Source organism: Mesorhizobium sp. M8A.F.Ca.ET.208.01.1.1, from assembly GCF_004791315.1.
Taxonomy (GTDB): Bacteria; Pseudomonadota; Alphaproteobacteria; order Rhizobiales; family Rhizobiaceae; genus Mesorhizobium.
The window spans coordinates 1-25,435 of the sequence record NZ_SRUT01000005.1; the positions used below are offsets into that span (position 1 = coordinate 1).

Annotated in this window: 23 protein-coding genes; 15 read left to right on the forward strand and 8 right to left on the reverse strand. The window is 63.7% G+C overall.

The features are described 5' to 3' along the window. Positions 1-184: 184 nt before the first annotated feature. Positions 185-574: a hypothetical protein gene (locus tag EN851_RS21985; RefSeq protein WP_127278594.1), complete on the reverse strand. Its 390-nt coding sequence runs from the start codon at positions 572-574 to the stop codon at positions 185-187. Between the two features lie 51 nt (positions 575-625). Continuing rightward, positions 626-877, reverse strand: a complete 252-nt coding sequence (locus tag EN851_RS21990) for a hypothetical protein (RefSeq protein ID WP_127278595.1) — start codon at positions 875-877, stop codon at positions 626-628. A gap of 251 nt (positions 878-1,128) precedes the next feature. Here EN851_RS21990 and hisS point away from each other — a divergent pair, with 251 nt between their 5' ends. The 4 genes from hisS (at position 1,129) to EN851_RS22010 (ending at position 6,493) form a co-directional block, all read left to right on the forward strand. Continuing rightward, positions 1,129-2,625 (forward strand): histidine--tRNA ligase, encoded by a 1,497-nt coding sequence (gene hisS / locus EN851_RS21995; protein WP_127278596.1) that lies wholly within the window; start codon positions 1,129-1,131, stop codon positions 2,623-2,625. A gap of 181 nt (positions 2,626-2,806) precedes the next feature. Next, complete coding sequence (locus tag EN851_RS22000) at positions 2,807-3,928, forward strand: ATP phosphoribosyltransferase regulatory subunit (protein WP_135930055.1); 1,122 nt, start codon at positions 2,807-2,809, stop codon at positions 3,926-3,928. Then, complete coding sequence (gene hisG / locus EN851_RS22005) at positions 3,925-4,623, forward strand: ATP phosphoribosyltransferase (protein WP_135930056.1); 699 nt, start codon at positions 3,925-3,927, stop codon at positions 4,621-4,623. The genes EN851_RS22000 and hisG overlap by 4 nt, the downstream gene beginning before the upstream one ends. A 97-nt stretch (positions 4,624-4,720) precedes the next feature. Then, on the forward strand, positions 4,721-6,493 hold the full coding sequence (locus EN851_RS22010; protein WP_135930057.1) for an AMP-binding protein: 1,773 nt from the start codon (positions 4,721-4,723) through the stop codon (positions 6,491-6,493). 7 nt (positions 6,494-6,500) lie between these two features. Here the strand turns inward: EN851_RS22010 and EN851_RS22015 are convergent, their stop codons facing one another. Further along, positions 6,501-8,063, reverse strand: a complete 1,563-nt coding sequence (locus EN851_RS22015; RefSeq protein WP_245520791.1) for an alpha/beta hydrolase — start codon at positions 8,061-8,063, stop codon at positions 6,501-6,503. Positions 8,064-8,255: 192 nt separating this feature from the next. Here EN851_RS22015 and EN851_RS22020 point away from each other — a divergent pair, with 192 nt between their 5' ends. Continuing rightward, the gene (locus EN851_RS22020) at positions 8,256-8,897 is read left to right on the forward strand and encodes a class I SAM-dependent methyltransferase (RefSeq protein ID WP_135930058.1); all 642 of its coding nucleotides are present in this window, start codon (positions 8,256-8,258) and stop codon (positions 8,895-8,897) included. Positions 8,898-8,912: 15 nt separating this feature from the next. Here the strand turns inward: EN851_RS22020 and EN851_RS22025 are convergent, their stop codons facing one another. Together EN851_RS22025 and EN851_RS22030 are read right to left on the reverse strand one after the other, a co-directional pair. Next, positions 8,913-9,587: a TetR/AcrR family transcriptional regulator gene (locus EN851_RS22025; RefSeq protein ID WP_135880934.1), complete on the reverse strand. Its 675-nt coding sequence runs from the start codon at positions 9,585-9,587 to the stop codon at positions 8,913-8,915. A 103-nt stretch (positions 9,588-9,690) separates the two neighbouring features. Then, entirely contained in the window at positions 9,691-10,635 is a 945-nt protein-coding gene (locus EN851_RS22030) for a nucleoside hydrolase (protein ID WP_127870942.1), read from the reverse strand. Between the two features lie 103 nt (positions 10,636-10,738). On the opposite strand from EN851_RS22030, the gene EN851_RS22035 reads away from it, so the two are divergent. From EN851_RS22035 to EN851_RS22050, 4 genes are all read left to right on the forward strand, one after another. Further along, a complete protein-coding gene (locus tag EN851_RS22035; protein ID WP_135930059.1) occupies positions 10,739-11,752 on the forward strand; it encodes a 2OG-Fe(II) oxygenase family protein in 1,014 nt (337 codons plus the stop codon). Positions 11,753-11,831: 79 nt separating this feature from the next. Beyond that, positions 11,832-12,689 (forward strand): ABC transporter substrate-binding protein, encoded by an 858-nt coding sequence (locus tag EN851_RS22040; RefSeq protein WP_135930060.1) that lies wholly within the window; start codon positions 11,832-11,834, stop codon positions 12,687-12,689. A 56-nt stretch (positions 12,690-12,745) separates the two neighbouring features. After that, positions 12,746-13,687, forward strand: a complete 942-nt coding sequence (locus EN851_RS22045) for an amino acid ABC transporter permease (RefSeq protein ID WP_135930061.1) — start codon at positions 12,746-12,748, stop codon at positions 13,685-13,687. After that, positions 13,684-14,490, forward strand: a complete 807-nt coding sequence (locus EN851_RS22050) for an amino acid ABC transporter ATP-binding protein (RefSeq protein ID WP_135920380.1) — start codon at positions 13,684-13,686, stop codon at positions 14,488-14,490. Before EN851_RS22045 ends, EN851_RS22050 begins: the two co-directional genes overlap by 4 nt. 18 nt (positions 14,491-14,508) lie before the next feature. Here the strand turns inward: EN851_RS22050 and EN851_RS22055 are convergent, their stop codons facing one another. Next, positions 14,509-15,417 carry a hydrogen peroxide-inducible genes activator gene (locus EN851_RS22055; RefSeq protein ID WP_135930062.1) on the reverse strand — a complete coding sequence of 303 codons (909 nt, stop codon included), beginning with the start codon at positions 15,415-15,417 and terminating at the stop codon, positions 14,509-14,511. Positions 15,418-15,596: 179 nt separating this feature from the next. On the opposite strand from EN851_RS22055, the gene katG reads away from it, so the two are divergent. Further along, the gene (gene katG / locus EN851_RS22060; RefSeq protein WP_135930063.1) at positions 15,597-17,798 is read left to right on the forward strand and encodes a catalase/peroxidase HPI; all 2,202 of its coding nucleotides are present in this window, start codon (positions 15,597-15,599) and stop codon (positions 17,796-17,798) included. Between the two features lie 69 nt (positions 17,799-17,867). Here the strand turns inward: katG and EN851_RS22065 are convergent, their stop codons facing one another. Then, on the reverse strand, positions 17,868-18,545 hold the full coding sequence (locus EN851_RS22065; protein ID WP_027146615.1) for an MIP family channel protein: 678 nt from the start codon (positions 18,543-18,545) through the stop codon (positions 17,868-17,870). Between the two features lie 323 nt (positions 18,546-18,868). Between EN851_RS22065 and EN851_RS22070 the strand changes: the two genes are divergently transcribed. Further along, positions 18,869-20,158 (forward strand): RsmB/NOP family class I SAM-dependent RNA methyltransferase, encoded by a 1,290-nt coding sequence (locus tag EN851_RS22070; protein WP_135930064.1) that lies wholly within the window; start codon positions 18,869-18,871, stop codon positions 20,156-20,158. Between the two features lie 169 nt (positions 20,159-20,327). On the opposite strand, the gene EN851_RS22080 is transcribed toward EN851_RS22070, so the two are convergent. After that, entirely contained in the window at positions 20,328-20,726 is a 399-nt protein-coding gene (locus EN851_RS22080; RefSeq protein WP_135880928.1) for a GFA family protein, read from the reverse strand. A gap of 275 nt (positions 20,727-21,001) precedes the next feature. Between EN851_RS22080 and EN851_RS22085 the strand changes: the two genes are divergently transcribed. The 4 genes from EN851_RS22085 to EN851_RS22100 all read left to right on the forward strand — a co-directional run bounded on the left by EN851_RS22085 (position 21,002) and on the right by EN851_RS22100 (position 25,298). Continuing rightward, positions 21,002-21,460: a PaaI family thioesterase gene (locus EN851_RS22085; protein ID WP_023686843.1), complete on the forward strand. Its 459-nt coding sequence runs from the start codon at positions 21,002-21,004 to the stop codon at positions 21,458-21,460. 4 nt (positions 21,461-21,464) lie between these two features. After that, entirely contained in the window at positions 21,465-22,130 is a 666-nt protein-coding gene (locus tag EN851_RS22090; protein ID WP_135930065.1) for a 5'-methylthioadenosine/S-adenosylhomocysteine nucleosidase, read from the forward strand. Between the two features lie 55 nt (positions 22,131-22,185). Further along, entirely contained in the window at positions 22,186-23,748 is a 1,563-nt protein-coding gene (gene guaA, locus EN851_RS22095) for a glutamine-hydrolyzing GMP synthase (protein WP_127278505.1), read from the forward strand. Positions 23,749-24,041: 293 nt separating this feature from the next. Continuing rightward, the gene (locus EN851_RS22100; protein ID WP_135906793.1) at positions 24,042-25,298 is read left to right on the forward strand and encodes a tyrosine-type recombinase/integrase; all 1,257 of its coding nucleotides are present in this window, start codon (positions 24,042-24,044) and stop codon (positions 25,296-25,298) included. Positions 25,299-25,435 lie beyond the last annotated feature (137 nt).

Here is a 25,435-nt window from a genome sequence, read left to right on the forward strand (position 1 = left end):
TCCCAAGCTCTCCCGCGGCTGTAACCTCAGGTGGTACGGGCGACTTCGCCAAGCCAAGGTCCGGGCGGCCGCCCGGACCTTGGCTCAATCGCTTCAATCCCACGAAATCTCTCTCGTGTAGATACAAAGGTGGCCGAAGGCCGGATGAGGGGCGGCGCCGACCTTGCCAGGTGTCGCACTGCCCTCACTTCTCGAAACGTCCCTTGTGCCCGCTGCCATTGATGTCCCACACCAGGCTGCGGCCTGAAATGCTCAGCACAAGGCCGCTGAAACCGCTGTCGTCGGGCGTATGATGCGTCGATGCCGAACTGCGTCCGGCGGGGATGACCTCGACCGTCGAGCCCTTTTTCACCCAACAGCCCTTACCGTACTGGTCATTGGCGCCATAGGCGAGCATGAACTCGAAGCTGCCGTCCTTCTTCAGCAGCAGTTCGGAGCCGACCTCCATGACGCCGCGCAGGTAGTAATGGCCGGCAAGGCCCGCGTCCCCCGGCTTGCAGCCTGCGGCGCTGGCCGGATTGGCCGCCCCAAGTAAAAACGCGCAGCCAAGCGCGTATGCGTAGCCCAGTCGCATGCTCAATCCCCTGATCAAGAATGAAAATCGCATCCAGCGAAACGGACGGTTTCAGGTGCCGTTGGCGCCGGCCAGGAACAGCCCGGCGACGATTGCCGCCACGGTGGCCACTGTCGGATAGATCACCAGCAGGCCGGTCACCAGGGCGTCGCGCAGGGAAGATCCCTTGCCGGTGTCGGCGGGTACATCGAACGGCCCGGCCGCCTGGCCAGCCATTTTCGGTGCATGGGTGCCCGCAGGGCGCAAGCGTGTGGGCAGTTCACCGGCCTCGCCGTTGGCCTGGAATTCCGTTGCACTGGTCATGTCCCGAACCCCTTCGTTTCGATGCGCTGTATCGGCCGCGATTGTGTCGGCGCGATGCCGCGCTCATGGCGGCATTGTTTCACTTCTGGCGTGTTTTTGTTTCAGAGGGTTTCGATTTTTCCTGATCTCGTCGGGTGCGCCGCGGGGCGCCAACCCTTGCCGCTCCCGGCTTCATCGGTTAGGAAACGCGCGCTGTGGAACGCGGTAGATTTACCGCGCCACGAAGTCATGAACCATCGGGTGCCCAGATTATGGCCGACAAATCGGAAAAGACGAAAGCGCGGCTGCCGCGCGGGTTTGCCGACCGCGGCGCCGAGGACATCCGCGCCGTCGAGAAGATGATGGCGACGATCCGCTCGGTCTATGAGCTCTATGGCTTCGAACCGGCCGACCAGCCGCTGATCGAATACACCGATGCGCTCGGCAAATTCCTGCCCGACCAGGACCGGCCGAACGAAGGCGTGTTCTCCTTCCAGGACGATGACGACCAGTGGCTGTCGCTGCGCTACGACCTAACAGCGCCGACGGCACGCTTCGTCGCCGAGAATTTCGAACGCCTGCCCAAGCCATACCGCAGCTACCGGTCCGGCTGGGTGTTCCGCAACGAAAAGCCCGGCCCCGGCCGCTTCCGCCAGTTCATGCAGTTCGACGCCGATACGATCGGCACGCCGGGCGTTGCGGCGGATGCAGAGATGGCGATGATGATGGCCGACGTCATGGAAGCGCTCGGCATCAAGCGCGGCGACTATGTCATCCGCGTCAACAACCGCAAGGTGCTGGACGGCGTGCTGGAAGCAATCGGCCTTGGCGGCGAGGAGAATGCCGGTCGTCGGCTGACCGTGCTGCGTGCCATCGACAAGCTGGACAAGCTCGGCGCGGAAGGTGTCCGGCTTCTGCTTGGCCCAGGGCGTTGGGATGGCGGCAAGGAAGGCGAGGGCGACTTCGCCAAGGGCGCCGGGCTGAACGATACTCAAGCCCAGGCCGTCCTTCTGGCGACGGCGCGCAATGCGCAGGCCGGCCAGGATGCCAGCGTCAGCGGGAACACGGTCTACCAGGAGGGCGTCGGCGAACTCGCGACGATCGAAGCCTTGGTCAGGGCCGCCGGATACGGCGAGGACCGCATCGCCATGGACCGTTCCGTCGTGCGCGGCCTGGAATATTACACGGGTCCCGTCTTCGAGGCCGAACTGCTGGCCGAGATCCCCAATGAGGACGGCCAGATCGTACGCTTCGGCTCGGTCGGTGGCGGCGGCCGCTATGACGGATTGGTCTCACGCTTCCGCGGTGAGCCGGTGCCGGCGACGGGCTTTTCCATCGGCGTCTCCAGGCTGATGACGGCGCTGAAGAACCTTGGCAAGCTCGGAAGCGCCGACGTGATCGCGCCGGTTGTCGTGCTGGTCATGGACAAGGACACGGAAAGCCTCGGCCGCTACCAGAAGATGGTGGCGGAACTGCGCGCCGCCGGCATCCGCTCCGAAATGTACCTCGGCGGCGCCGGCATGAAGGCGCAGCTCAAATATGCCGACCGTCGCGGCTGTCCGGTCGCCATCATTCAGGGCGGCGACGAGCGCGCCAAGGGTGAACTGCAGATCAAGGACCTGATCGAAGGCGCGCGCATGTCCGCCGAAATCACCGACAATGCCGAATGGCGCGCCGCGCGCCCGGCGCAGGTGACGGTGGCGGAAAGCGAGCTGGTCGCCGAAGTGAAGAAGATCTTGGCGGCGCAGGCCCAGGAGCGGACCAAGTGACGAGCGCCGCGCGCTCTTGTCCTTCTCCCCTTGTGGGAGAAGGTGGCCTCGCGAAGCGAGGTCGGATGAGGGGTGTTCCAGGGAACGCAAACGCTTCATTCCGACACGCACCCCTCAACCGTCTCGGCGCTGCGCGCCGATCCACCTTCTCCCACAGGGGGAGAAGGGAAGGGCGCGGCATATGACCTCCCGCTACCCCGCCATATCAACCGACATCATCGCGCTCTTCGCAACCCGCAACACGCATGCGGTGGAAGTTGCCGTGCTGCAGCCGGCCGATCCGTTCCTCGACATGGCCGGCGAGGACCTGCGTCGCCGCATCTTCCTGACCGAGAGCGAGACCGGGCAGACGCTCTGCCTGCGGCCTGAATTCACCATTCCGGTCTGTCTCGACCACATAACCAGCCAGGCCGGCACGCCGCGCCGCTATTCCTATCTCGGCGAGGTGTTTCGCCAGCGCCGCGAGGGCGGCAACGAATTCTTCCAGGCCGGCATCGAGGATCTCGGCGACCGCGACACGGCTGAAGCGGATGCCCGCTCTGTCGCTGACGCGCACGCCCTGCTTTCGCTGGTGCTGCCCGGCAGGCCGCTGGTGGTCACGCTCGGTGATCAGGGCATCTTCGAGGCGGTGCTGGCGGCGCTTGGGCTCCCGCGCGGATGGCGCATGCGGCTCGCCCGCGCCTTCGGCTCGGCGCCGATGCTGGAGGCGGCACTCGCCGATCTCGCCAACCCGCCGCGCAACGGCCAGCTCTCCGGCCCGGTCGCGGCGCTTGTCCTCGACGGCGATCTGGACGGCCTTTCCCAGCACATTGCCGGCGGCATGGAGGAGGCCGGCCTGTCGGCATCGGCCGGGCGCGCGCCGTCGGACATCGCGCGGCGGCTGATCGAGAAAGCCGAGTTGCGCAGCGTGCGGCTGTCGAACGAGGCCTTCGCGGCGTTGAAAGGTTTTCTGGCCATCGACGTGCCGCTCGATGGCGCGGCCCAGGCATTGGAAACCTTCGCCGCCGGCGCCGGACTTTCATTGGGTGCGGCGCTGGAAAAATTCGCGGCCCGCGCCAAGGCGATCGAGGCGCATGGCTTGCCGTCGGGAAAAATCCGCTACGACGCCGCCTTCGGCCGTCCGCTCGATTATTACACCGGTGTGGTCTTCGAAGTCGCGGCCGCAAGTGGCGAGCGTCCCCTGGCCGGTGGCGGCCGCTATGACAGATTGCTGACGCTGCTCGGCGCCAAGACCGCGATCCCCGGTGTCGGCTTCTCGGTGTGGCTCGACCGCATCGAGGCGTTGCGGGAGACGGCACCATGATCACGCTGGCGATCCCGTCCAAGGGCCGGCTCAAGGAGCAGGCGCTGGAGGTGCTGGCCAAGGCCGGCCTCGCCGTCAGCCTGCCCGGCGACGAGCGCAAATATCACGCCCGCGTCGAGGGCATGGACAATGTCGAAGTGGTCTTCCTGTCGGCTTCCGAAATATCGGGCGAAATAGGGCAGGGCGCGGTCGATCTCGGCATCACCGGCGAGGACCTTGTGCGGGAAAATCTCGCCGACTGGGAAGCGCGGGCCGAGATCGTCGCCCGTCTCGGCTTCGGCCATGCCGATGTCGTGGTCGCGGTGCCCGAGATCTGGCTCGATGTCGACACCATGGCCGATCTCGATGACGTCGCCGCAGATTTCCGCCAGCGCCATGGCCGGCGGCTCAGGATCGCCACCAAATACTGGCGGCTGACGCAGCAGTTCTTTTCGCTCAAGCACGGCATCCAGGTCTATCGCATCGTCGAAAGCCTCGGCGCCACCGAAGGCGCGCCGGCGGCCGGCCTTGCCGACGTCATCGTCGACATCACCACCACGGGCTCGACGCTGCGCGCCAACCATCTCAAGGTGCTGGGCGATGGCGTCGTGCTGAAGTCGCAGGCCTGCCTGGTGGCCTCGAAGAAAGATCGTTCCGCCGCCGATGAGGCCATCTTCCGGGATATAGCCGCGAAAATGACGGCGACGGTCGGATAGCCTGCTTTCCCTGGCGGGAGGGGTGTCACTACCATCGGCGGGATTTCCACCGTTCCGGCAGGCTGATAGGCTAGGTCCGTGCTGGGAGGAGAGAGCGATGCCGGTCAATCTCGACGAGCTGAAGAACGCCACCAATCTGCGCGGACGCGGCGCGCGCTCCGGCATTGTCTTTGTCGCGCCCGTCCACGGCAAGGCGCATGTCTCGGGCGAGCGCAAGGTGCCGTTGCTGGAGGAGACCATTCCGGCCCTGTTCTCCGATACCGTCAGCAAATACGGCACGCTCGATGCCGCAATCTTCGTCGGCCAGGACAAGCGCTTCTCCTGGAGCGAACTGTCGGACACCGTCGATGCGCTGGCCGCCGGCTTCCTGGCGCTCGGCCTGCGCAAGGGCGATCGCGTCGGCATCTGGTCGCCCAACCGCTGGGAATGGCTGGTGACGCAATTCGCCACCGCCCGCATCGGCCTGATTCTGGTCAACATCAACCCGGCCTATCGGCTGACCGAGCTGGAATATGCCCTGAACAAGGTCAGCTGCAAGGCTCTGGTGACGGCGGCGAGCTTCAAGACCTCGGACTATCTCGGCATGATCGAGACGCTGGCGCCGGAAATCGCCACGGCGACGCCGGGCAAGCTGAAGGCCGCCAAATTGCCGGCGCTGAGGATCGTCATCCGCATGGGCGAGGAGAACTCGCCAGGCATGTTCAATTTCGGCGACGTGCTGGCCATGGCCGGCCGCGACGAGCATGACAGCCTCGACCGCATCTCCGAGGGTCTGAAGCCGGGCGACGCGATCAACATCCAGTTCACCTCAGGCACGACAGGCGCTCCCAAGGGCGCGACGCTCACTCATCTGAACATCGTCAACAACGGCAACTTCGTCACTTCGGCCATCAAGCTCACTGTCGACGACCGGCTCTGCATCCCGGTGCCGCTCTATCATTGCTTCGGCATGTCGATGGGCACGATGGGTTGTGTGTCGAAAGGCGCGACCATGGTTTTCCCTTGCGAGGGTTTTGATCCCGGCCTGACGCTGAAAGCGATCGCGCAGGAGCGCTGCACGGGCCTCTACGGCGTTCCGACCATGTTCGTCGGCATGCTCGACCATCCGGATTTCTCATCCTTCGATCTCTCCAGCCTGCGCACCGGCATCATGGCCGGCTCGCCATGCCCGATCGAGGTGATGAAGAAAGTGGTGTCGCTGATGCATATGTCGGAGGTGACCATCGCCTACGGCATGACCGAGACCAGTCCGGTCTCGTTCCAGAGCAGCACCGACGATCCGCTGGAAAAGCGCGTGTCGACCGTCGGGCGCATCCATCCGCATGTCGAGGTCAAGGCGGTCGATGCCGATGGCGCCACCGTTGCCGTCGGCGCGCCGGGCGAGCTTTGCACGCGCGGCTACTCGGTGATGAAAGGCTATTGGGACGACGACGAAAAGACCCGTGAGGCAATCGACACCGACGGCTGGATGCACACTGGCGACCTCGCCACCATCGACGCCGAGGGCTATTGCAACATTGTCGGCCGCGTCAAGGACATGGTCATCCGCGGCGGTGAGAACGTCTATCCCAGGGAGGTCGAGGAATTCCTCTACCGTCATCCCAAGGTGCGGGAAGTGCAGGTCTTCGGCATCCCGGATGCCAAATATGGCGAGGAGTTGTGCGCCTGGATCGTGCTCAAACCCGGCCAGGTCGCCACCGAACAGGAAATCAAGGCCTTCTGTGCGGGCCAGATCGCCCATTACAAGATACCGCGCCACATTCGCTTCCGCACCGAATTGCCGATGACGGTGACCGGCAAGCCGCAGAAATTCCTGATGCGTCAGGCGATGGTGGAAGAGTTGGGGCTGGAGGCGCAGAAAACGGCGTGAGGCGGGATCAGCCGCGTCGTACGAAGGCACTGATGCTGTCGAGCAGGGACTGCCGGTCGCCGACCCAGAACCAGTGGTCGTCGCCGTCGACCTCGATGAACCGGGCGCCCGGAATCCTGGACGCGAGGAACCGCCCGGCCTCGATGCGCACGGCGCGGTCGCCTGAACGGTGGAGGACCATCGTCGGGGCGGAGACTTTTGCCAGGAGGTGACGGACATCTGCATCCCGTAATGCCTCGAGCAGGCCCGCGACCGCGCCCGGGCTGGAGGCTGCCCTGAGCAATCCGGCCCACCAGGTCCTCGCCTGACGGTCGCCAGTGAGGCTTGGGGCGAAGGTTTCGATTTCCGCTGGGCCACCCCAACCCGCGAGCAGGCGTTGCTTCCACAGATCATACTGCGCGACGGTCAAGGCGTAGGGATAGTCGGGGGCGCGGCTGCCCTTCGCCAGCGAGCCCCAGAGAACAAGGCCGCTCAGCCGGTCGCTATGCTCGACTGCAAAACGGATGCAGCCCGGCCCGCCCTCCGACGCACCGACCAGCAAGGCCCGGCCGCTGCCGGCCGCGTTCATGACCGCCAGAATATCCTGCGCCGTCGCCTCGACCGTGGGGCGGGCGCCGACGCGGTCTGAAAGCCCCATGCCGCGCCGGTCGAAGAGGATCAGGCGACCCAGGCGCGAAACCGCGGTCAGCCAGACGCGGCAGCCCGGGTCTTCCCAGATACGCTCGACATGCGAAATGAAGCCGGGAACAAGCACGATGTCCGTCGGGCCGCTACCGACGATCTGGTACGCGATGTGAATGCCGTCCACTGCGACGTAGCACGTCCTGGGCACGTCCACGGTAGCGTCCTGAGTTGGCTCGCGCAGCATGGCTAGCGTGGCGGGGTCCGGCGCTACGCCGAGTTCGTCCCGCAAGAGCCGGATGCACGTCTCAATCTTGCGCTCGGCCGCGGCCCTGTCCCCGGCGGCCAGGTGGACATGGATCAGGTGGCGGTGCGCGCTTTCGCTCAAAGGGTCGAGCGCCGTCAACCGTGTCGCATGAACGACCGCGCCGCGCGGCTCGCCGCCGGCGATCTTGGCTTCGACGAGCCGCTCCAGCGCCTGCACCAGCCGGCCGCGCAAGGTCTCTCGCCGGAAGAAGATCCATTCCTCGAATTCCGGACTGTCCGGCAGCGAGAAGCCGGCGAGATAATCGTCGTTGTAGATGTCGGCTGCCTCGTCGAGAGAGCGGGAATTGCAGGCCTGCTCGAAAACCCTGGTGTCGATCTCGGCGGACAAGGCCGGGTGCAGGCTCAGCGAGGCGCCTGTGGCGGCGATGATCTCTCTGCCGAACGCGATGCGGATTTTATAGAGTGTCCGCCGAAGGCGGGCGCGAGCGGCCTGTTCGTCGGTCTCGGGCCACAGAAGCGTGGCGACGACATCGCGCGCCACCGGTCCGCCGGCCTCGGCCAGGTAGATGAGGAGCGCCGCCGCCTTGCGCAAGGCAAGTTCCACCCGCCGGCCGCTCAAGCGGAACTCCGGAAAACCCAGAAATCGGAATTCCAATCGCTCCATCGATCCGACCACGGCCATGCGGGGACGCTGAGGGGACGCCGGCCTTCTATCCATTCCCACGACATCGGGCCGATCGGGCCCGATCATGAGACTCCCTTGGAGCGAGAAATGTCACTGGTCAATACTCTCATCCACCATTGCACTGCAGGGCCTGTTGCCGCCGGTGGCGCCTCTATTGGTGCTGCCGGCGCAGGGCAAGGAGGCTGAGACATGTGCCAATCCTGTCTCTCCTGGTACGCGCGCTGCATGGCTCCCTACTTCGTCCACGTCGGCTGTTCGGCCCGCGCTTTCACGCATATGCGACGGCGCCTGATCCCACGGGCAGATGGCGTTGTCGTCGAGGTCGGTTTCGGGTCTGGCCTGAACCTTCCCTATTACGACGCCGGCAGGGTGAAGCGGCTGGTCGGCGTCGATCCCGACGGCACGATGCTCGGCCTGGCCGAACCGAAGAGCCGTTCCTTGCCATTCAAGGTCGACTGTATCCGGGCCAGCGGTGAAAGACTGCCGTTGATCGACACCTTCGCCGACACGGTCGTCGTCACCTATGCCTTCTGCACCATTCCGGATCCCGAGGCGGCGCTGACCGAGATCCGGCGCATCCTGAAGCCCACGGGCCGGCTGATCTTCATCGAGCATGGCCAGGCCGAGGGGCCGCGCTGCCGCAAATGGCAGGAGCGTCTGAACCGGTCCTGGGGCCGACTCGCCGGCGGCTGCCACCTCAACCGCGATCCATTGCACCTGATCCGGGCGGCGGGCTTCCATGTCGTCGAAGCGGAGCGTGAACGGTTCCGGCTACCCTTCTGGCAGTTGGGAAGTCACCATGCCGGCATCGCGATACCCCCAACGGGCTGATGCGCCTTCGCCCTGCTATCGCCGTCCGCCGCGTATTTCCACCGGCCTCGGCGCTGAACCCGGCTCCTGGACCAGCGGGCCGAGCAGCACTTCGCCGAACAGCGGCTGGTAGCTCCGGCGCACCGCCGGGTCCTCTTTGAAGGACAGAGCGTATTGGCCGATCTGGTGGAAATAGGTGATGCGGGCCCTGACCAAGCTCTCGTCCTCGGGATAACCCATGGCGCGGAAGGAGCGGATCAGGAGCTCGATACGCAGATCGTCGATATCCTTGACCTCCCGCGCCAGCTTTTTCGAAGTTCGCGACCAGTCGCGCACGGCGAGGTCGAGCAGGGGACTGAACGGGGCCTCGTCGACCCAGACATGCACGATGTCGGTGAAGAACTGCAGGCCATCTATATCTAGTATCTCGCGCATCGCCCAGAAGGGCTGGCAATTGATGTCCCGCCATTCCTGCAGCAGTCCGTCGCGAAGATCGGCCAGGCTGGTGAAATGGAAATAAAAGCTGCCGCGCGTCACCTTGAATTGCTTGGCGAGGCGGTCGATCTTGACCTCGCCGATGCCGTGTTTCTCCAGCACCTTGCGCGCCGCCGATATCCAGGCCTCGCGGCTCAGCGTCTGCCGCGCCGCCTTCGCGGGCGCGGCGGCTTTGGGCGGTCTCTTGCCTCTGGCAGGGGCGCTGTCGACTTTCATGTGGTCAAGACCTTCATCGCCATGCTCAACGCCAGCAATCCGTTCGCCGGCTCCGATGCGCTTCGCGACTCATCAAGTGTCCATCTATCGCGGAAGGCGCAACTCAGGGCAATGCGCTTATCCGCTCCAGCATGAGTTCGAAGAACGGCGCCGGATCGATGCGCCGCAGCACATTGCAGTTCTTGCGCCGGCCGGTGACATGCCACCAGTCGACGACCGTCATGCCGATCGTCTCCGGCGAGACAATGTCGACCGTCACCGCGCACTGGCGCTGTTCATAGATTTGCGGCGCCAGGAGATAACCTGTCACGCAGGCATCGTGGATGGGGCGCGCCGGCGTCTCGAATTTGTGGGTGCCGTACTGGCGGTAGAAGTCGGCCAGGTTCGCAGCCTCGATCGCGGCGCGGCTGCCGGTGGCGCGCAGGCGGTCCAGCCATTCGGGCGTCATCAGTGCGGTGTAGGTGCAGTCGATACCCGCCATGGTCACCGGCACGCCGCTGGCGAACACCTTGTGCGCGGCGTGCGGGTCGACGAAGATGTTGAACTCGGCGGCCGGCGTGGCGTTGCCGCCCTGGAAGAAGCCGCCGCCCATCAGCACCACTTCGCGCAGCCGAGGCACGATCCTCGGCTCCATGGTCATCGCCATGGCCAGATTGGTCATCGGCCCGAGCGTGCAGACGGTCAATTCGCCTTCAGGCGCGTCCATGATCGCGCGCACCAGGTAGTTGACCGCGTGTTCGTCCTGTAGCGGCGTCACCGGTTCGGCAAGGTCGGCGCCGTCGAGGCCGGTTTCGCCGTGGACATATTCGGCGGTGATCAGCGTGCGCACCATCGGCGCCGGGCAGCCGGCATAAACAGGCACATCCGGCCGCCCTGCAAGCTCGACGACCTTGAGCGCGTTCTTCGAGGTCAGTGCAAGCGGCACGTTACCGCCGACCGTGGTGATGCCGACCACGTCGAGTTCATCGGGCGACCCCAGTGCGAAGAGGATGGCGAAGGCGTCATCCTGGCCGGGATCGGTGTCGATGATGATCTTGCGTGGTGCCATGATGCCGCGTCCTTCGTTTTGCGATCGAAAGCCTATTGATGAGGCCGTTCGGATGTGTAGAAATACAGTACTGTATCTTATGTTCAAGACAGGGTGTTCGAAAATGGATGGACAAGAGCGCGGCGATTTTTCCGAAATTCCGATCCTCGACGTCTCGGCGCTCTATGGCGACGACGAAGCCGCGATCCGGGCAACGGCAGCGACACTGCGCCGCTATCTCGAGACGATCGGCTTCCTCTATGTCACCGGCCACCCCATTCCGCGCGCCGATGTCGAAGCGGTCCGCGAGGCCTCCAAGCGTTTCTTCGCCTTGCCCGAGGAGGAGAAGGCCAAGCTGAAGATCGACAAGAATTTCCGCGGCTTCCTGCCCTTTGCCGGCTCGACCATCGTGACCTCGTCCGTGGCGGCGGTCAGCAAGCCGAACCAGAGCGAATCGATCTTCTTCATGCACGAGGTCGGCGCCGACGATCCCCGGGCTTTGGCCGGCAAGCCGCTGCAAGGCCCCAACCAATGGCCTGACGAGGCCGCTCTTGCCGGCTTCAGGGAGACCCTCGAGCGCTATGTCCAGGAGATGGGCACGCTCGCCCGCAAGATGGTGCGCGCCATCGCGCTCTCGCTCGGGCTGCCCTCCGACAGCCTCGACCGCTATTTCGAGCAGCCGACGACCTTCCTGCGGCTGCTGCACTATCCGACGCAGCCCCAGGAAGAGGGCCTGTTCGGCTCGGCCCCCCACACCGACTATGGCTTCATCACCCTGTTGGCGCAGGACAATGTCGGCGGCCTCGAGGTCAAGAACAAGGCCGGTGACTGGGTTCCAGCACCTCCGGTTCCGGATTCCTTCGTCATGAATGTCGGCGACATCCTGGCGCGCTGGTCCAACGACCAGTTCGTCTCGACGCCGCACCGCGTCATCAACCGCTCCGGACGCGAGCGCTATTCGCAGCCCTTCTTCTTCGATCCGTCCATGGATGAAACGATCGCCGCACTTCCGGTCTGCGTGCCGGCCGGCACACAGCCGAAATACGAGCCGGTGCTCTATGGCGATTACCTGATGGAGCGCATCGACAAGAATTATCACTACCGCAAGAAGAAGGCGGCCGAAGCCGCTGCTTCGTAAGGAATGCCGAGCCCGCGCCGGCCACCGGCTCGGGCTCTGCCACAAAGATCGTAAACAAGCACAAGAAAGGGGAACAGCAATGAACAGATATCTGCGAATGACCAGTCTCGCGCTGGCGGTCTCCGCCACCGTCTGGGGTGGGGTTTCCAAAGCCGCCGATGTGCCGAAATCGGCTGAGGTGAAACAGAGCGGAACGCTCGCCGTCGCCAACACGCTGGACTTCGCGCCGTTCGAATATCTCGACGCCGACGGCAAGCAGACCGGCATCATCATCGAACTCGCTGGCGAGGTGGCCAAGCTCGTCGACGCCAAGCTCGATATCCAGCGCACGCCGTTTCCGTCGACGATCCCGGGCCTCGCGGCCGGCCGCTTTAAGATCGCCTGGGAGACCTTCTCGGCCACGCCGGAGCGCCTGAAGCAGGTCGATTTCGTCATGTTCCTGAAAGCGGGCCTCGCCGTATCGACGTCACCCGACAAGAAGGCGAGCTTCAGCGGCGACACGCCGCTTTGTGGCAAGCGCATAGGCGTCTCGGCCGGCAGTGCTTCGGATTTCCTGGTCGACAAGCTCGGCAAGGAATGCACCGACAAGGGCCAGAAGGCGATCGAAAAGTCGGTGTTCAATTCCTCTACCGATATCGTCCAGGCTGTGCTTTCGGACCGCGTCGACGGGCGTATGGACGATGCCACGGCATCGAGCTATTTCGAGGTGACGAGCAAAGGGCAACTGGTGGTCCTGCCGACGCTTTATGAAGTCGCGCCACTCGGCATGGCGATCGCCAAGGACGACAAGGAGACCGCCGGCATGATGGTGGCGGCACTTGCCGAGCTGTTCAAGAACGGCACGTACAAGGCTATCCTAGAGAAGTACGGCATGGGTGCCTACGCGATCAAGGAACCGTATTTCGTTGGCTCCATGGACGCGCTTCGCGCCGAATAGAGACTACCGGCGTCTGATGCTTCATCAGGCGCCGGCCCGCAACCTGGAGACATCCGATGGGCGTGGCCCACCCGACCGAGATCGGCATCGAGCCGGGCGCCGCCGCCGCCGTGTCACGGCTGATCGTCGTGCCGCAGCGCCGCTATGGCATCTGGATCGGCACGGCGTTCGCCCTGCTGCTGGCCTTCCTGATCATTCGCGCTTTCGCCAGCAACCCGGCCTTTGCCTGGGGCACGGCAGCCGGCTACCTGTTCCATCCCTCGATCATGCGCGGCCTCGGCAACACGCTGATGCTTACCGTCATCATCATGGTGCTGGCGATCGTGGTCGGCACCGTCATCGCCATCATGCGGGTGTCGCCGAGCCCGGTGCTGCGCGCCTTTTCCGGCGTCTATGTCTGGTTCTTCCGCGGCGTGCCCGCGCTGATCCAGCTGATCTTTTGGTTCAACCTGTCGCTGCTGGTGCGCGAGATCTCGCTGACGCTGCCGTTCCTGGGCACGCTGTTTTCCGTGCGCACCAATGATTTCATGACCCCGTTCTTCTCTGCCGTCGTCGCGCTTTCGCTGTGCGAGGCCGGCTACATGGCCGAGATCATCCGCGCCGGCATCAAGTCGGTGCCGTCCGGCCAGTCGGAAGCGGCGAGCGCGCTCGGCATGCCTTATCGCATGATCCTGAAGCGCATCACCTTGCCGCAAGCCATGCGCTTCGTGCTGCCGCCGACCGGCAATGAAGCGATCAACCTCCTGAAGATGACCTCGCTGGTGACGTTCATCGCCGTCGATGACCTGTTCTACACCGCGCAGAGCATCTACGCGCGCACCTTCGAGACGATCCCGCTGCTGATCGTGGTCGCCTTCTGGTATCTCGCCGTGGTCAGCATCATGTCGGTCGGGCAGCATTTCCTGGAGCGCCATTTCGGCCGCAGCGATATCCGCCGCGACCCCCTGACGATGCGCGCCTTGCTCAACGCCATCAGCCTGCGCGGCCTTGCCCGATGAGCGATGTGAAATCCGAAAATCGTGCCCGCTTCGGCGTGCCGGCCGATTCCATGGTGTTCGCGCGCGGCGTGCGCAAAACCTATGGCCAGCTTGAAGTTCTCAAAGGCGTCGACCTCGATGTGCCGGAGGGATCGGTCGCCTGCATCATTGGTCCGTCCGGATCCGGCAAGAGCACGTTCCTGCGCTGCATCAACCATTTGGAAAAGCTCAGCGGCGGCATCCTGCTCGTCGACAGCCAGTTCGTCGGCTACGACCTCCAGGGCGACAAGCTCTATGAGGTGAAGGACGATCTTCTGTGCCGGCGCCGCGCCGAGATCGGCATGCTGTTCCAGTCGTTCAACCTGTTCTCGCACATGACCGTGATGGAGAACCTGATCGAGGCGCCGACGCAGGTGCGGCGAATCCCGCTGGACCAGGCGAAGGCCGAGGCGGAGGTGCTGCTGCGGCGTGTCGGCCTCGCCGACAAGGTCGACCGCTATCCGCGCGAACTGTCCGGCGGTCAGCAGCAGCGTGTCGCGATCGCGCGCGCCATGGCGATGAAGCCCAAGGTGCTGCTCTTCGACGAGCCGACCTCGGCGCTCGATCCGGAACTGGTCGGCGAAGTTCTGCAGGTCATGCGCGACCTTGCCGAGAGCGGCATGACGATGGTCGTCGTCACCCATGAGATCGGCTTCGCCCGTGAGATCGGCGACCAGCTCGTTTTCATGGACGGCGGCGTGATCGTCGAACGCGGCGCGCCGCGCGAGATGATCGCCAATCCGACATCGCCGCGCACCCGCGAGTTCCTGTCCAGGGTTCTGTAGCGCCGGTTAGACCGGCTCTCAGCCAGCCAGCACCGCCGCGCCGAGGCCCCGGATAATCTTCGCCAGCTCGACGCATTCGCCATGCCGCGCATTGTTGCGCCGCCAGGCAAGGCAGATCATGCGCTGCGGCATCGGCTCCTGGAACGGCACGATCTTGAGGTCGGGGATAGTGCCGGCGGGGACGACCGCCATTTCGGGGATGAGTGTGACGCCGAGCCCGTGCGCCACCATCTGCAGGAGCGTCGTCAGGCTGGTGGCGCCGTAGCTTGCCATCGCCACCGGCCGCACATTGCCGCAGACGGCCAGCGCCTGTTCGCGCAGGCAATGGCCTTCTTCCAGCAGCATCAGTCTCTCCAGCGCCGGGCTCTCGGGTGGAACCGGCGGCGAGGCAAAGGCTGGATCGCCTGATGGCACGGCCAGGAAGAACCGGTCGGGAAACAGCGCCTCGGTGATCAGCCCGGGATGGTCGAGCGGAAGTGCGGCGATGAAGGCATCGAGTTTTCGCGATGCGGTGTCCTCGACCAGGGAGGTGGTGACCGCCTCGCGCAATTCGAGCAGCAAGGCCGGGAAATGTTTCTTCAGTTCGGGCAGGGCGCGCGGCAGAAGATAGGGCGCGACGGTCGGGATGATGCCCAGCCGGAAGCGTCCCTCCATCGCCGTGCGGCCGCGCCGGGCCGTCGTTTCCACGTCACGTATGTCAGCCAGGATGCGCTCGATGCGCGGCAACAGAGTGATCGCTTCGTCCGTCATGCGCACCGACCTGCCCCCGCGTTCGAACAGCCGGCAGTTCAGCCGTTGCTCCATTTCGGCGATCTGGGAAGACAGCGCCGGCTGGCTGACGCCGGCAAGTTTCGCCGCGCGCCCGAAATGCAGCGTTTGCGCCAGCGCGTCGAAATAGTGCATCTGGCGAACTGTCAATCCGATCATGCAGTCAAGCCTGTCATAAGAAAATCCTATCGAAATAAACAGGAAAGGCAATTTGTTTTTATCGCCAGTGTGGCCTAGTCTCGAACCGTTCCAGATTGGCGCGGGCCGCCGGCCGCCCCCAAAATCTCGGCAAAAATCAACCTCGGCAAAATCAAACCTCGGCAAAATTGGAGTGAGAGATGGACGCGAAAACCGACGATAACAGCGCGGGCAAATGCCCCGTGGCGCATGGATCCGCCGGCCGGACCAACCGTGACTGGTGGCCGAACCAGCTTGACCTCGGCGTTCTCCACCAGCAGTCGAACCTGTCCGACCCGATGGGCGAGGACTTCGACTATGCCAAGGAATTCGCAAGCCTCGATCTCGATGCGGTCATCAAGGATCTGCACCATGTGATGACGGACTCGCAGGATTGGTGGCCGGCTGACTTTGGCCATTACGGGCCGCTGTTCATCCGCATGGCCTGGCACAGCGCCGGAACCTACCGCATTGGCGACGGCCGCGGCGGCGCCGGAGCGGGCCAGCAGCGTTTCGCGCCGCTCAACAGCTGGCCGGATAATGCCAATCTCGACAAGGCGCGCCGCCTGCTCTGGCCGGTCAAGCAGAAATATGGCCGCAAGATTTCCTGGGCCGACCTGTTGATCCTCACCGGCAACGTCGCCCTGGAATCGATGGGCTTCAAGACCTTCGGCTTCGCCGGCGGCCGCGCCGATGTCTGGGAGCCAGAGCAGGACGTGGACTGGGGTTCCGAAACCAAGTGGCTCGGCGACGAGCGCTATTCGGGCGACCGTGAGCTTCGCGGCCATCTCGGCGCCGTGCAGATGGGCCTGATCTACGTCAATCCGGAAGGCCCGAACGGCAAGCCCGATCCGCTGGCCTCGGCCCGCGACATCAGGGAAACCTTCGCGCGCATGGCCATGAACGACGAGGAAACCGTGGCGCTGATCGCCGGCGGTCACACTTTCGGCAAGACCCATGGCGCCGGCGATGCCTCGCTGGTCGGTGCCGAACCCGAAGGCGCCGGCATCGAGGCGCAGGGTCTCGGCTGGTCGAGCAAGCATGCCTCAGGCATTGCCGGCGACGCCATCACCTCGGGCCTCGAAGTCACCTGGACGACGACGCCGACCAAGTGGAGCAACAACTTCTTCAACAATTTGTTCAACTATGAATGGGAACTGACCAAGAGTCCGGCCGGCGCCCATCAGTGGACGCCGAAGGCTGGCGCCGGTGCCGGCACGGTGCCGGATGCGCACAATCCCTCGAAGCGTCACGCGCCGGCCATGCTGACCACCGACCTCGCGCTGCGGGCGGACCCGGCCTACGAGAAGATCTCGCGTCGTTTCCACGAGCATCCGGACCAGTTCGCCGATGCCTTCGCCCGCGCCTGGTTCAAGCTGACCCACCGCGACATGGGTCCGGTCGTGCGCTATCTCGGCCCGTTGGTGCCGAAGGAAGAGCTGATCTGGCAGGACCCGATCCCCGCGATCGATCATGAACTGGTCAGCGACCAGGACATCGCATCGCTGAAGGCCAAGATCCTGGCCTCCGGCCTGTCGGTTTCCGAACTGGTCTCGACAGCCTGGGCCTCGGCTTCGACCTTCCGCAACTCCGACAAGCGCGGCGGCGCCAACGGCGCCCGCATCCGGTTGGCACCGCAGAAGGACTGGGCCGTCAATGAGCCGGCCCAATTGTCGAAGGTGCTGGCCAAGCTCGAAGCCATCCAGAAGGAGTTCAATGCCGGTGGCAAGAAGGTCTCGCTGGCCGACCTGATCGTGCTCGGTGGCGTTGCCGCGGTCGAGAAGGCCGCGAAGGATGGCGGCAACGACGTGAAGGTGCCGTTCACGCCAGGCCGCATGGATGCCTCGCAGGAGCAGACGGACGTCCACTCCTTTGCCCCGCTGGAGCCGAAAGTCGACGGCTTCCGCAACTATGTCAGGGGCAAGCAGCCCATGTCGGTCGAAGCCATGCTGGTCGACCGGGCGCAGTTGCTGGGCCTGACGGCGCCGGAGCTGACGGTGCTTGTCGGCGGTCTGAGGGTGCTTGGTGCCAACACCGGGCAGTCAAAGCACGGCGTGTTCACCGACAGGCCGGGTACGCTGACCAACGACTTCTTCGTCAACCTGCTCAGCATGAGCACGGTGTGGGATCCGGCTGCCGGCTCCGAGCCGGGCTCGGAAGAGGTCTACGAGGCGCGCGACCGCAAGACCAAGGCGGTCAGGTGGACCGGCACCCGTGCCGATCTGATCTTCGGCTCGCACGCACAATTGCGTGCATTGGCCGAAGTCTATGGATCCGGGGATGCCGGGCAGAAATTCGCCCGGGATTTCGTTGCGGCATGGACCAAGGTGATGAACGCCGATCGCTTTGATATCGCTGCCTGATCCGAACTTAAGGACCTACAAAAAAGGCGCGGGCCATGGCCCGCGCCTTTTGCATTCGGGCTTTGGAAATCAATCCTTCTCGAAGATACGCGCCTTGGCGACGACGCCGGCAATGGCGCCACCGATCAACGGCGCGACGATGAACAGCCAGAGCTGGCTGAGCGCGGCACCGCCGGTAAAAAGCGCCGGACCGATGGAGCGCGCCGGATTGACCGAGGTGCCGGTGACCGGGATCATGGCGAAGTGAATGCCCGCCAGCGTCAGGCCGATGACCAGACCGGCAAAAGCCGTCGAGTGCTTTTCAGCGGTAACGCCGAGGATCACCGTGACGAAGGTGAAGGTGCCGATCAGCTCCCACAGGAACGCCGAGCTCATGCCCCATTTCGTCTCGTCCCAGCCATTGGCGCCGAAGCCGCCGGTGTGGCCGCCGGTCTGGCCGGAAACGATGATCCACAACGCCAGCGAGGCGATGATGGCCCCGATTATCTGCGCGATCCAATAGGGGATGACGTCCTTGGCGGGCAGCCGGCCGGCAAGGAAGACGCCGAGCGTCACCGCCGGATTGAGATGCGCGCCCGAAATCGGGCCGATCGCATAGGCCGCTGCGATGAGGCCGATGCCGAATGCCAGGCCGATGCCTTCCTGACCAAGCGGCAGCGCGCCGCCGAAGCCGCCCGTCACCACGGACGCCGTACCGATGAACACCAACAGAAATGTGCCTAGAACTTCCGCCAGATAAGTCTTCATTGCCCTCTCCTCGTGACGATCCGCCGGTCCACGGTTTCCGCGCCGCGAATCATGGCGGCAAGAGTATTCCCAACCGAAAAACTTGGAAAGCAGAGCGGTTGCGCCACAAGCCGTGCTTGCAGTCACCAGTTGCGAACATTAGAGACCTTTCATCTATTGATCGATCTGCTTTCGCGGACCGGGGAGATTTATTGGTCGGCTAGATCCGCTGGGCCTGGTCGGCAGTATCTCGGCGGTGCGCGACGGAGCGGGGTTCAATCCGGGCGTGAAAGGCTCTAAGAGCAGGCCCTGGGATTCATGTGCTCGATTTGATGGAATGACGAATGCGACTGGGCGGACGGCTGGCTGCGGCCATCGAAGTGCTGGAGGACATTGGTCGGCGTCACCGGCCGGTGGCCGATGCGCTGAAGGATTGGGGCCTGTCACATCGCTTCGCCGGCGGTGGTGATCGCGCCGCGATCGGCAACATCGTCTACGACGCGCTGCGCCACAAACGCTCCGCCGGCTGGTTGCTGGGCGAAGACACGCCGCGCGCCATCGGCTTCGGGGCGCTGCTGCTCGAATGGAGCCAGACGGGGCAGTCGCTCAACGCTGCGCTCGAAGGTGACAAGTTCGCGCCGCCGCTGCTCAGCGCAACGGAACTCCAGGCAATCGCAGACCGCCGGCTTGCCGATGCGCCGCCTGCGGTTCGCGCCGACATCCCCGATTGGTGCGAACCGCTATTCGAACGGGCCTTTGGCGGGACATGGGTCGAGGAGGGCGCAGCACTTGCCACGCGTCCGCCGCTCGACATCCGGGTCAACACCCTGCAGGCCGATCGCGCCAAGGTCTTGGCCGAACTGGAGCAGACCGGTGCCAGCGCCGCACGGATCGCACCCTACGGCATCCGCATCCCGCCGATCGACGGTGACGGCCGACACCCGAACGTGCAGGCCGAGCCGGCCTTCCAGAAAGGCTGGTTCGAGGTCCAGGACGAGGGGTCGCAGATTGCGGCAGCGCTTGCCGGCGCGACGGCTGGCATGCAGGTACTCGACTTTTGCGCCGGCGCCGGCGGCAAGACGCTGGCGCTGTCGGCTGCGATGGGCAATCACGGTCAGATCTTCGCTCACGATGCCGAAAAGGCGCGGCTGGCGCCGATCTTCGACCGTATCCGCCGCTCGGAAAACCGCAATGTGCAGGTCGCCACCAAGCCGGCCGAGCTTGCCCCGCTCGCCAATCATATGGACATCGTGCTGGTCGACGCTCCCTGCACCGGCAGCGGCACCTGGCGGCGGCGTCCCGACGCCAAATGGCGGCTGACGCAGAGACAGCTCGACGCCCGCAAGGGCGAGCAGTCGACGATCCTCGATGCCGCCAGAACCTATGTCAAACCCGGCGGCCTGCTGGTCTACATCACCTGTTCCGTGTTCGACGAGGAAAATGGCGAACAGGTCGCCGCGTTTCGCGAGCGGCACGGCGGCTTTGCCTCGGTCGATCATCGCCAGCTTTGGGACAGCCACTTTCCAGGCCATGCCGCCGCGATGCGGATCGGTGCCCTGGGTGGCATTTCGCTCTCTCCGGCGCTGAGTGGCACTGACGGATTTTACTTCTGCGCCATGCGCCGGGTGAACTGACGCCGTTGACAGGTGCCGGCAACGCCCCTGGTTGCGTGACCCGGCGGCCACCGCGATGAAGATCTGGGGCACCCAGCAACGGCGATCGGCTTTCCGGCCGGCTGTTCGCGCCCTATGCGGCATGGGTGGCGTTCGCCACTCCGCTCGCCGCTTCGTTTCTCTGGTTGAACTAGTTTTTCGTATAGTCAGGCCCAAACCGTGTCGGCAGACCGTCGGCGAGTTTCAACCAAGGCAGCTTCTCCTCAAAAGCGACATGCAGCGTTGGTGCGAATTTTTCCGGCTCCTCCATCGCTGCCGAGAAAAAATGCATGACATTGGACATCTTCTTTGAGCGGAAGGACAGCGGCGTGCCACAGTGATCGCAAAATGTTCTTTCCACACCGGGAGAAGAGTTGAACAGCTTTGGCGGCTTGCTTAGCCATCGCCATTGGCCGTTCAGGACGCCAATGTAGGCGGTCATCGGCGCGGAACATTGCCGCCGACAGCTTTCACAATGACAGACCACGCATGCTTGTGCCGGGCCGTCGACTTCAAAAGCAATAGCGCCACATAAGCAATGACCACGCATGCAAGGTCTCCCTGCCAACTGACCTGACCAATAATTTGTACCGGGCGTAGCGAGAGGTCGCCATGAGATGCGCCGAGCTGGCGCTCAAATGCGACATTCGGCGTTAGCGATTGTGCTCGCGTGCGCGAGCATGGCCTTGGCGGCCATCAGCTTCGCATTTACGAGTCCGTAGCCCAGGACGCCTCGATGTCGTTTTGTTGCAGTGCAGCAAAAGCATTTGCCTGCCGCCCATGCCTCTGCGATAAGCTTTCCCGGCAAACGTGAAGGCAATGGCGATGGCAGCGAAGATCGTACCGGCTCCGGACTATGAGGATCGCGTCAGGGCGTCCTTCGCGCGCCAGCAGGCGATGGCGACGATCGGCGCCGAACTGACATTGGTGACGCCCGGCATCATCGAGATCGAGATGCCCTATTCGGCGGCGCTGACCCAGCAGCATGGCTTCCTGCATGCGGGGGTCATCTCGACGGCGCTGGACTCGGCTTGCGGCTATGCGGCGTTCTCGCTGATGCCGGAAAATTCCGGCGTGCTGACCATCGAGTTCAAGGTCAACCTTTTGGCACCGGGCCGGGGCGAGCGCTTTCTGTTCCGCGGGTCGGTGACCAAACCCGGCCGCACCATCATCGTTGCCGACGGCCAGGCCTATGCCTTCGCCGCCGACGGCGAGGCCAAGCTGATCGCAACCATGACCGGGACGATGATGACGGTGGTTGGGCGTGACGGGATAGCTGGCTGATCCGATGAGCAACGTCGTGCGAATTGGTGGCAAGGATGTCCTCTTCGTCATGGCGGCGAAGGCCGAATACGGCCCGCATTTGCAGCGGCTGTTCACCCCGCTGATGACGGGTGTCGGGCCGGTCGAAGCCGGCGTACGGCTGGGTGCCGAGCTTTCCTGGTTGAAATCCGCAAAAGCATTGCCGGACCTTGTCGTATCGCTCGGCTCGGCCGGCAGCCGGACCCTGGAACAGACGGAAATCTACCAGGCGGTCTCGGCCGCCTATCGTGACATCGATGCCTCGCCGCTGGGCTTCGAGAAGGGCGCCACGCCGTTTCTCGACCTGCCGGTGACCGTACCGCTGCCGCTGCGTATTCCCGAAATCAAGCAGGCGACACTGTCGACCGGCGGCGCCATCATTACCGGCTCGGCGTACGAAGCGATCGCCGCCGACATGGTCGACATGGAAACCTTCGCCTGCTTGCGTGCCAGCCAGCTGTTCGACATTCCTCTCATTGGGCTGCGCGGCATTTCCGACGGCGCGGCTGATCTGAGGCACGTCGGCGACTGGACCGAATATCTCCATGTCATCGACGAGAAGCTGGCCGACGCCGTCATGCGCCTCGAACAGGCGATCGGTTCGGGTTTGCTGCGGGCGGCTTCATCCGACGATCAGCCCAGACCAGTCTGAAAGTCAGGCTACGCAACCCATTGCGCAGACTCGTTTCTTTCTCTAAACGCTCGCCATGACAACAGCCAATCACCCCGACACCGTCCTGATTGTCGATTTCGGCAGCCAGTTTACGCAGCTCATCGCCCGCCGCATCCGTGAGGCCGGCGTGTTTTCCGAGATCGTGCCGTTCCAGTCGGCCGAGGCGGCCTTCAAGCGCATCAATCCGAAAGCGGTGATCCTGTCCGGCGGTCCGGCCTCGACATCCGATATCGGCAGCCCGCGCGCGCCCCAGATCGTCTTCGATGCCGGCGTGCCGGTGCTTGGCATCTGCTATGGCCAGATGGCCATGTGCGTGCAGATGGGCGGCGTCGCCGAAAGCTCCAACCATCGCGAATTCGGCCGCGCCTTCGTCGAGATCGAGAAGGACAGCCCGCTGTTCGAGGGTCTGTGGGCGACCGGCCAGCGCCATCAGGTGTGGATGAGCCATGGTGACCGCGTCATCGCCCTGCCACCGGGTTTCGAGGTGTTCGGCAAATCGGAAAGCTCGCCCTTCGCCATCTTCGGCAATGTCGAGCGCAGGATGTACGGCATCATGTTCCATCCGGAGGTGGTGCACACGCCGGACGGCGCGAGGCTGCTGAGGAATTTCGTCCACAACATCGCCGGCATCGAAGGCGACTGGACGATGCGCGCCTACCGCGAGCACGCGGTCGAGGCGATCCGCAAGCAGGTCGGCAAGGGCAAGGTCATCTGCGCGCTCTCGGGCGGCGTGGATTCCTCGGTCGCCGCCCTTCTGATCCACGAGGCGGTCGGCGATCAGCTCACCTGCATCCTCGTCGACCACGGCCTGATGCGCAAGGACGAGGCCGCCGGTGTGGTGGCGATGTTCCGCCAGCACTATAATCTGCCGCTGATCCTGGTCGATGCTTCGGAAAAGTTCATCACCGCGCTGGAAGGCGAGTCGGACCCGGAAAAGAAGCGCAAGACGATCGGCCGGCTGTTCATCGAGGTGTTCGAGGAAGAGGCGAAAAAGCTCGGCGGTGCCGATTTCCTGGCGCAGGGCACGCTCTATCCAGACGTCATCGAGAGCGTCTCCTTCACCGGCGGCCCGTCGGTGACGATCAAGTCGCACCACAATGTCGGCGGTCTGCCGGAGCGCATGAACATGCAGCTGGTCGAGCCGCTGCGCGAACTGTTCAAGGACGAGGTGAGGGCGCTGGGCAAGGAGCTCGGCCTGCCCGAAAGCTTCATAGGCCGCCATCCGTTTCCAGGCCCCGGTCTTGCCATACGCTGTCCCGGTGGCATCACGCGCGAGAAGCTGGAGATCCTGCGCGAGGCCGACGCCATCTATCTCGACGAGATCCGCAAGGCCGGCCTCTATGACGCCATCTGGCAAGCCTTCGCCGTGTTGTTGCCGGTGCAGACCGTCGGCGTGATGGGCGACGGCCGCACCTACGAATTCGTCTGTGCGCTGCGCGCCGTCACCTCGGTCGACGGCATGACGGCCGATTTCTACCACTACGACATGGCCTTCCTGGGTGCCGCCGCAACCCGCATCATCAACGAAGTGCGCGGCATTAACCGCGTGGTCTATGACGTCACCTCGAAGCCGCCTGGGACAATCGAGTGGGAATGATTCAGGCCTATCCGAACGCCGCCGAAAATACGCTGTAGTTCGACGCAAGCCATTGAAATCAAAAATAAATCCTCTCTAAGACATTCGGCATCTATCGGCAGGCAGGTTTTGGCGCTGGCGGTCCGCCTGACGGACCTCGCCCATTATTGCTCCCACCAATTTTTCAAAGTACCGTCACGACCAATGAGGCTCGTGACGGTACTTTTTTCGTTTTAACCTATTGAAGACAATAGGAAATCCCTGCCAAGAGCCCCCGAAATTGCGCTGACGGTACTTTTCAGGAGGCAGCAGGAATGCTGACGGACACAGCCCTCAAGGCATTGAAACCAAAAGATAAAATCTACAAGATTGCGGACCGCGATGGCATGTACATTCGCGTCATGCCGAGTGGCGCGATCTCGTTCCGGCTGGATTACAGGCTCAACGGCCGTCGGGAGACTGTCTACCTAGGCAAATACGGACGCGACGGCATCTCACTTGCCCTGGCGCGAGAGCGGTGCCTCGATGCAAGACGAGACATTCGCGACGGCCGATCTCCTGCGATTGAGAAGCAGCGGGAGAAGCGCCGTATCAAGGAGGCAAAGAGCTTCGGCGAGTTCGGTGAAAAGTGGTTGACTGCCGGACCCATGGCCGACAGCACGCGCGCGATGCGGCGTTCAATCTTCGAACGTGAACTGCTCCCGGTCTGGAGGAACCGCCTTCTGACGGAAATCACGCCTGACGACCTCAGGGTACTTTGCGGCAAGATCGTTGATCGTGGTGCTCCTGCCACAGCGATCCACGTGCGCGATATCCTCAAGCAGATCTACAGCTTCGCGGTTCTTCATGGCGAGAAGGTCGCCAATCCGGCTGACGACGTAGGGCCGGCCTCCATCGCCAACTTCGTTCCACGGGATCGCTCACTCACCCCTTCAGAAATTCGAGTGATGCTGAAGCAACTCGAGCATGTCGCAACGCTTCCGACCATCCGCTTGGGGATGCGCCTCTACCTCCTGACCATGGTGCGCAAGAGCGAGCTGCAGGACGCCGTCTGGGACGAAGTCGATTTTGAGAACGCAGTCTGGACGATCCCGAAGGAGAGGATGAAGCGTTCGAAGGCGCACAACGTCTATCTGTCGCGCCAGACGCTCGACATCATGATCGCCTTGAAGACCTGTGCAGGCAATTCAAGATATCTGCTGCCGTCTCGATATGACGCGGATGCATCGATGTCGCGCGCGACCTTCAACCGCGTGACCTATGCTGTCGTCGAACGGGCCAAGATGGAGGGGCTGCCCCTTGAGCCGTTTACGGTTCACGACCTGCGACGGACAGGTTCGACGCTGCTGAACGAACTTGGTTTCAACAGCGACTGGATAGAAAAGTGCTTGGCGCACGAAGACGGACGCTCGTCGCGTGGCGTTTACAACAAAGCCGAATATGAGGTGCAGCGCCGCCATATGATGCAGGAATGGTCGGACATCATTGATGCCTGGGTGGATGGCAAGAGGTACCTGCCGACGCTCGTTCCGCCGTCGCTGCCGATCCTGGCGCCCGATCCGGCGCTTTGACTGAACGAGCCCGTGCCGGTCTGAATGCGCGGAGAATTGGTTTTGGCGATGGACTGCAAGCCAGCGGTGGAATCTAGAGCACCTCGGTCTGAACAGCTTAAATACTAGCTATTATATTCTGATTTTCCTGAAAGAGC

Coding starts and splice junctions, on each gene's coding strand:
- EN851_RS21990 (WP_127278595.1), bottom strand. CDS start 877: ATGACCAGTGCAACGGAATTCCAGGCCAACGGCGAGGCCGGTGAACTG.
- katG (WP_135930063.1), top strand. CDS start 15,597: ATGGACGCGAAAACCGACGATAACAGCGCGGGCAAATGCCCCGTGGCG.
- EN851_RS22055 (WP_135930062.1), bottom strand. CDS start 15,417: ATGATCGGATTGACAGTTCGCCAGATGCACTATTTCGACGCGCTGGCG.
- EN851_RS22080 (WP_135880928.1), bottom strand. CDS start 20,726: ATGCGTGGTCATTGCTTATGTGGCGCTATTGCTTTTGAAGTCGACGGC.
- EN851_RS22090 (WP_135930065.1), top strand. CDS start 21,465: ATGAGCAACGTCGTGCGAATTGGTGGCAAGGATGTCCTCTTCGTCATG.
- hisS (WP_127278596.1), top strand. CDS start 1,129: ATGGCCGACAAATCGGAAAAGACGAAAGCGCGGCTGCCGCGCGGGTTT.
- hisG (WP_135930056.1), top strand. CDS start 3,925: ATGATCACGCTGGCGATCCCGTCCAAGGGCCGGCTCAAGGAGCAGGCG.
- EN851_RS22045 (WP_135930061.1), top strand. CDS start 12,746: ATGGGCGTGGCCCACCCGACCGAGATCGGCATCGAGCCGGGCGCCGCC.
- EN851_RS22010 (WP_135930057.1), top strand. CDS start 4,721: ATGCCGGTCAATCTCGACGAGCTGAAGAACGCCACCAATCTGCGCGGA.
- EN851_RS22015 (WP_245520791.1), bottom strand. CDS start 8,063: ATGGCCGTGGTCGGATCGATGGAGCGATTGGAATTCCGATTTCTGGGT.
- guaA (WP_127278505.1), top strand. CDS start 22,186: ATGACAACAGCCAATCACCCCGACACCGTCCTGATTGTCGATTTCGGC.
- EN851_RS22065 (WP_027146615.1), bottom strand. CDS start 18,545: ATGAAGACTTATCTGGCGGAAGTTCTAGGCACATTTCTGTTGGTGTTC.
- EN851_RS22000 (WP_135930055.1), top strand. CDS start 2,807: ATGACCTCCCGCTACCCCGCCATATCAACCGACATCATCGCGCTCTTC.
- EN851_RS22020 (WP_135930058.1), top strand. CDS start 8,256: ATGTGCCAATCCTGTCTCTCCTGGTACGCGCGCTGCATGGCTCCCTAC.
- EN851_RS22085 (WP_023686843.1), top strand. CDS start 21,002: ATGGCAGCGAAGATCGTACCGGCTCCGGACTATGAGGATCGCGTCAGG.
- EN851_RS22030 (WP_127870942.1), bottom strand. CDS start 10,635: ATGGCACCACGCAAGATCATCATCGACACCGATCCCGGCCAGGATGAC.
- EN851_RS22100 (WP_135906793.1), top strand. CDS start 24,042: ATGCTGACGGACACAGCCCTCAAGGCATTGAAACCAAAAGATAAAATC.
- EN851_RS22050 (WP_135920380.1), top strand. CDS start 13,684: ATGAGCGATGTGAAATCCGAAAATCGTGCCCGCTTCGGCGTGCCGGCC.
- EN851_RS22070 (WP_135930064.1), top strand. CDS start 18,869: ATGCGACTGGGCGGACGGCTGGCTGCGGCCATCGAAGTGCTGGAGGAC.
- EN851_RS22025 (WP_135880934.1), bottom strand. CDS start 9,587: ATGAAAGTCGACAGCGCCCCTGCCAGAGGCAAGAGACCGCCCAAAGCC.
- EN851_RS22035 (WP_135930059.1), top strand. CDS start 10,739: ATGGATGGACAAGAGCGCGGCGATTTTTCCGAAATTCCGATCCTCGAC.
- EN851_RS22040 (WP_135930060.1), top strand. CDS start 11,832: ATGAACAGATATCTGCGAATGACCAGTCTCGCGCTGGCGGTCTCCGCC.
- EN851_RS21985 (WP_127278594.1), bottom strand. CDS start 574: ATGCGACTGGGCTACGCATACGCGCTTGGCTGCGCGTTTTTACTTGGG.